The sequence below is a fragment of the Streptomyces viridosporus genome, from assembly GCF_002078235.1.
GTDB classification, from domain to species: domain Bacteria; phylum Actinomycetota; class Actinomycetes; order Streptomycetales; family Streptomycetaceae; genus Streptomyces; species Streptomyces viridosporus.
Window position 1 is genome coordinate 1 of record NZ_MSGP01000645.1, and the last position, 4,227, is coordinate 4,227.

General features: G+C 72.8%; 4 protein-coding genes. 1 reads left to right on the forward strand and 3 read right to left on the reverse strand.

Annotation, left to right across the window (positions count from 1 at the left end; translation table 11 throughout):
- The 3 genes from B7L92_RS34950 to B7L92_RS34960 form a co-directional block, all read right to left on the reverse strand.
- Window positions 1-927 (reverse strand): DUF58 domain-containing protein (locus B7L92_RS34950; protein WP_081241243.1); only part of this gene is annotated, 927 nt, incomplete at its 3' end.
- Entirely contained in the window at window positions 927-2,000 is a 1,074-nt protein-coding gene (locus B7L92_RS34955) for an AAA family ATPase (RefSeq protein WP_438364047.1), read from the reverse strand. The genes B7L92_RS34950 and B7L92_RS34955, both read right to left, overlap by 1 nt.
- A 261-nt stretch (window positions 2,001-2,261) precedes the next feature.
- Window positions 2,262-2,810, reverse strand: coding sequence for a beta-class carbonic anhydrase (locus B7L92_RS34960; protein ID WP_081241242.1), 549 nt, complete (start codon window positions 2,808-2,810; stop codon window positions 2,262-2,264).
- A gap of 418 nt (window positions 2,811-3,228) precedes the next feature.
- Between B7L92_RS34960 and rsmH the strand changes: the two genes are divergently transcribed.
- Window positions 3,229-4,185: a 16S rRNA (cytosine(1402)-N(4))-methyltransferase RsmH gene (rsmH, locus tag B7L92_RS34965; protein WP_004989218.1), complete on the forward strand. Its 957-nt coding sequence runs from the start codon at window positions 3,229-3,231 to the stop codon at window positions 4,183-4,185.
- Window positions 4,186-4,227 lie beyond the last annotated feature (42 nt).

Sequence of the window (4,227 nt, forward strand, 5' to 3'; positions counted from 1 at the left end):
CCCGCCGGGCACCGCGGTGCCGGTGTCGGTCAGCAGCCGCACCGAGAAGCCGCGCTCCAGCATGTGCACCAGCACGGAGGCCGCGCCCGACACCGCCCACTCGAACGCCGAGGCCGGGCCGGCCCCCTCGTAGGCGACGGCGCGGGTGTCCAGCAGCACCGTGCACCGCGCGCGCTGCGGCTGCTCCTCGCGGCGCACCATCAGCTCGCCGTAGCGCGCGGTGGAGCGCCAGTGCACACGGCGCAGATCGTCGCCGTAGCGGTATCCGCGCGGGATCACGTCGTCCTCACCGGCCAGCGCCAGCGAACGCTGCCGCCCGTCGCCGTACCCCTTCGCCTCACCGCCCAGCCGCACCGGCGGCAGCGGCTCCACGCGCGGTATCACCGTCAGGGTGTCGTACGTGGAGAAGGACCGGGTCAGCTCGCACATCCCGAACGGGTCGGACAGGCGCAGCTGCAGCGGCCCCAGCGGATAGCGGCCGCGCAGATCGGAACGGACCCGGTAGGACACCTCGCGGCGGCCGCCCGCCTCCATCCGGTCCAGCACGAACCGCGGACGCGGACCGAGCACGTACGGCACCCGGTCCTGGAGCATCAGCAGGCCCGTGGGCAGCCGCGAGACGTTGTCCATCCGCAGGTGCACCCGCGCCTCGGAGCCGGCCGGGACCCGTCCGGGGGAGAGGCGGCGGCTGCCGGCGACCCGGTAGCGGGTGCGGTACAGCACGGCCGCGCACACCAGCGGCAGCACCGCCAGCAGTAACCCGACCCGCAGCAGGTCGCTCTGGCCCAGTACGTACGCGCAGATCGCTGCGGCCACACCGGCGGCCAGGAAGGAGCGCCCGCGGGTGGTCAGTCCGGACAGGGCCGTCCGGACACCGCCCCCGCCGCCCTCCTCGCCCTCCGCGTGGACGGCGCCCGCGCCGGTCATCACAGCCTCCGGGGCGGCTGCTGGCCGTAGCCCGGGCCGCCGCGGCCCAGGCCGAAGCCGCTCTGCTGCGGGGCCGACGCGGGCACCGGGGTGCGCTGCAGGATCTCCTGGACCACCTGCTCCGCGGTACGGCGGTTGAGCTGGGCCTGCGCGGTGGGCAGCAGCCGGTGGGCGAGCACGGCCACGGCGAGCGCCTGCACGTCGTCGGGCAGCGCGTACTCCCGGCCGTTCAGGGCCGCGGCCGCCTTCGCCGCGCGCAGCAGGTGCAGCGTCGCGCGCGGGGAGGCGCCGAGTCTGAGGTCGGGATGCGTGCGGGTGGCGGAGACCAGCTCCACCGCGTACCGGCGCACCGGTTCGGCGACGTGGACGCCGCGCACCGCCTCGATCAGCTTCACGATCTCGTGCGCGTGGGCCACCGGCTGGAGGTCCTCCAGCGGGGAGACGCCGCCGTGCACGTCCAGCATCTGCAGCTCGGCCTCCGCGCTCGGGTAGCCGACCGAGACGCGGGCCATGAAACGGTCGCGCTGGGCCTCCGGCAGCGGGTAGGTGCCCTCCATCTCGACCGGGTTCTGCGTCGCCACCACCATGAAGGGGCTGGGCAGCTCGTAGGTCTTGCCGTCGATGGTGACCTGGCGCTCCTCCATCGACTCCAGGAGCGCGGACTGCGTCTTCGGCGACGCGCGGTTGATCTCGTCGCCGATCACCACCTGCGCGAAGATGGCGCCCGGCTTGAACTCGAAGTCCCGGCGCTGCTGGTCCCAGATGGACACACCGGTGATGTCCGAGGGCAGCAGGTCCGGCGTGAACTGGATCCGCCGCACCGAGCAGTCGATGGACCGCGCCAGTGCCTTGGCCAGCATCGTCTTGCCGACCCCCGGGACGTCCTCGATGAGCAGGTGTCCCTCGGCGAGCAGTACGGTCAGCGAGAGCTGTACGACCTCGGGCTTGCCCTCGATCACGCCTTCCACCGAAGCCCGCACGCGCTCGACCACGGAGGTCAGGTCGTCCCCCACCCTCGCGTACGCTCGGTCGGGGGCGCCCCCATGGCTCGCACGATCGTCATAGGTCGTCACCCGGCCCTCCTAGGCCTTTCCCCGCGCTTCGGAAAGAAGCGGGGTTCCCCAAATGTCCCGGCCCGACGCTTCGCCGCGCGGACCGGCCCACCCCGAATCACGGACACCACGCGGGAAAAGTTCCGCGTGGCACCACTCCCGCATTCTTGCCGCCGTTACCGATTCGTGTCACTCGCCTGTGGACAACCGGCGGCGATATGTCGGGCCCTGAGACCTTTGCGGAAGCCGGAGTTCGGGTGATCGTCGGGGCGGACGGCCGGATCAGGCGGGGTCGATCTCGCGCAGCAGGCCGGTCTTCACGTCGAACACGAAGCCGCGCACGTCGTCGGTGTGGAGCAGGAACGGCGAGGTGCGCACGCGCTGCATCGACTGGCGCACGTCCTGGTCGACGTCCCGGAAGGCCTCCACGGCCCAGGCGGGGCGCTGCCCGACCTCCATCTCCAGGTCGTGCCGGAACTCCTCGGTGAGCGCCTCCAGGCCGCAGCCGGTGTGGTGGATGAGGACCACGCTGCGGGTGCCGAGCGCCCGCTGGCTGATGGTCAGCGAGCGGATCACGTCGTCGGTGACGACGCCGCCCGCGTTGCGGATGGTGTGGCAGTCGCCCAGCTCGAGGCCGAGCGCGGCGTGCAGGTCGAGCCGGGCGTCCATGCAGGCCACCACGGCGACGTGCAGCACCGGCCGGGCGTCCATCCCGGGATCGGTGAACGCGGAGGCGTACTGCTGGTTGGCGTCGATCAAGCGGTCGGTGACCGTGCCGTGGCCGACGGTGGCGCTTCCGGAGCCTGCGGGAACCGATGCAGAAGTCGTCATACTCATGACGGTACTGGCCACCCGGGGATCGGGCCTGCTGTGAGAGGGGACAAAGAACGCCATCGACCTTAGGTGTGAGGTAACCCACAAGGGTGGTGTGAACCCTCTCCCACGAGTGGTTTCGCCCGGCCCGAGCCCTGCCCCGCAGGGCGGTCGCGACGCGCAGGCCGGTTGATTGACCGGGCGACACCGTGGACTAAAGTGACGCGAAGCGGGAGGCGAGACCATCCGCTGCACTGTTTTTCCCGGAGATCCCGGCGAGAACGCGGGATCTGCCCGCGCGCGCGGCGCGTACGTACGGCTCGGCCTCCTTCCGTTCCCGGCCGGCTGACGCTTCCGGCGCCGGCCGGCCGCCCCTTCGGGGGGAGGGCGGGAACCCGGCGGTGCGTCGTGGCCGCGCCGGACCTGAGAGGGCCCCTTGAGTCAGAGTCGACACGTCCCGGTGATGCTCCAGCGGTGCCTGGACCTGCTGGCACCCGCCCTGGAGCGGCCCGGAGCGGTGGTCGTCGACTGCACCCTCGGCCTCGGCGGCCACAGCGAGGCCCTGCTCCGGCGGTTCCCCGAGGCGCGGCTCGTCGCCCTGGACCGCGACAAGGAGGCCCTGCGTCTGTCCGGTGAGCGGCTCGCCCCCTTCGGCGAGCGGGCCACCCTGGTGCACGCCGTCTACGACGAACTCCCCGACGTCCTCGCCCGGCTCGGCGTCCCGCGCGTCCAGGGGGTCCTGTTCGACCTCGGGGTGTCCTCCATGCAGCTCGACGAGGCCGACCGCGGCTTCGCCTACGCCCAGGACGCCCCGCTCGACATGCGCATGGACCAGACGGCCGGCGTCAGCGCCGCCGAGGTCCTCAACACCTACCCGCCCGGCGAACTCGTCCGCATCCTGCGCGCCTACGGCGAGGAGAAGCAGGCCAAGCGGATCGTGGCCGCGATCGTGCGCGAGCGCGAGAAGGAGCCGTTCACGCGCAGCGCGCGCCTGGTGGAGCTGATCCGGGACGCGCTGCCGCAGGCCGCCAAGCGCACCGGCGGCAACCCGGCCAAGCGCACCTTCCAGGCCCTGCGGATCGAGGTCAACGGCGAACTCTCGGTGCTGGAGCGGGCGATCCCGGCCGCCGTGAAGGCCCTCGACGTGGACGGGCGGATCGCCGTGCTGTCGTACCACTCCCTGGAGGACCGGCTGGTCAAGCAGGTGTTCGCGGCGGGCGCCGCCACCACCGCGCCGCCCGGCCTGCCGGTCGTCCCCGAGCGCTACCAGCCCCGGCTCAAGCTGCTCACGCGCGGTGCCGAACTCCCCACCGAGGAGGAGATCGCCGAGAACCGGCGCGCGGCCCCCGCGCGGCTGCGCGGCGCCCAGCGGATCCGGGAGGACGTCGAGTGAGGCGGACGGGGCGCCACGGAGCGCGTACGGGTGCACCGGGCG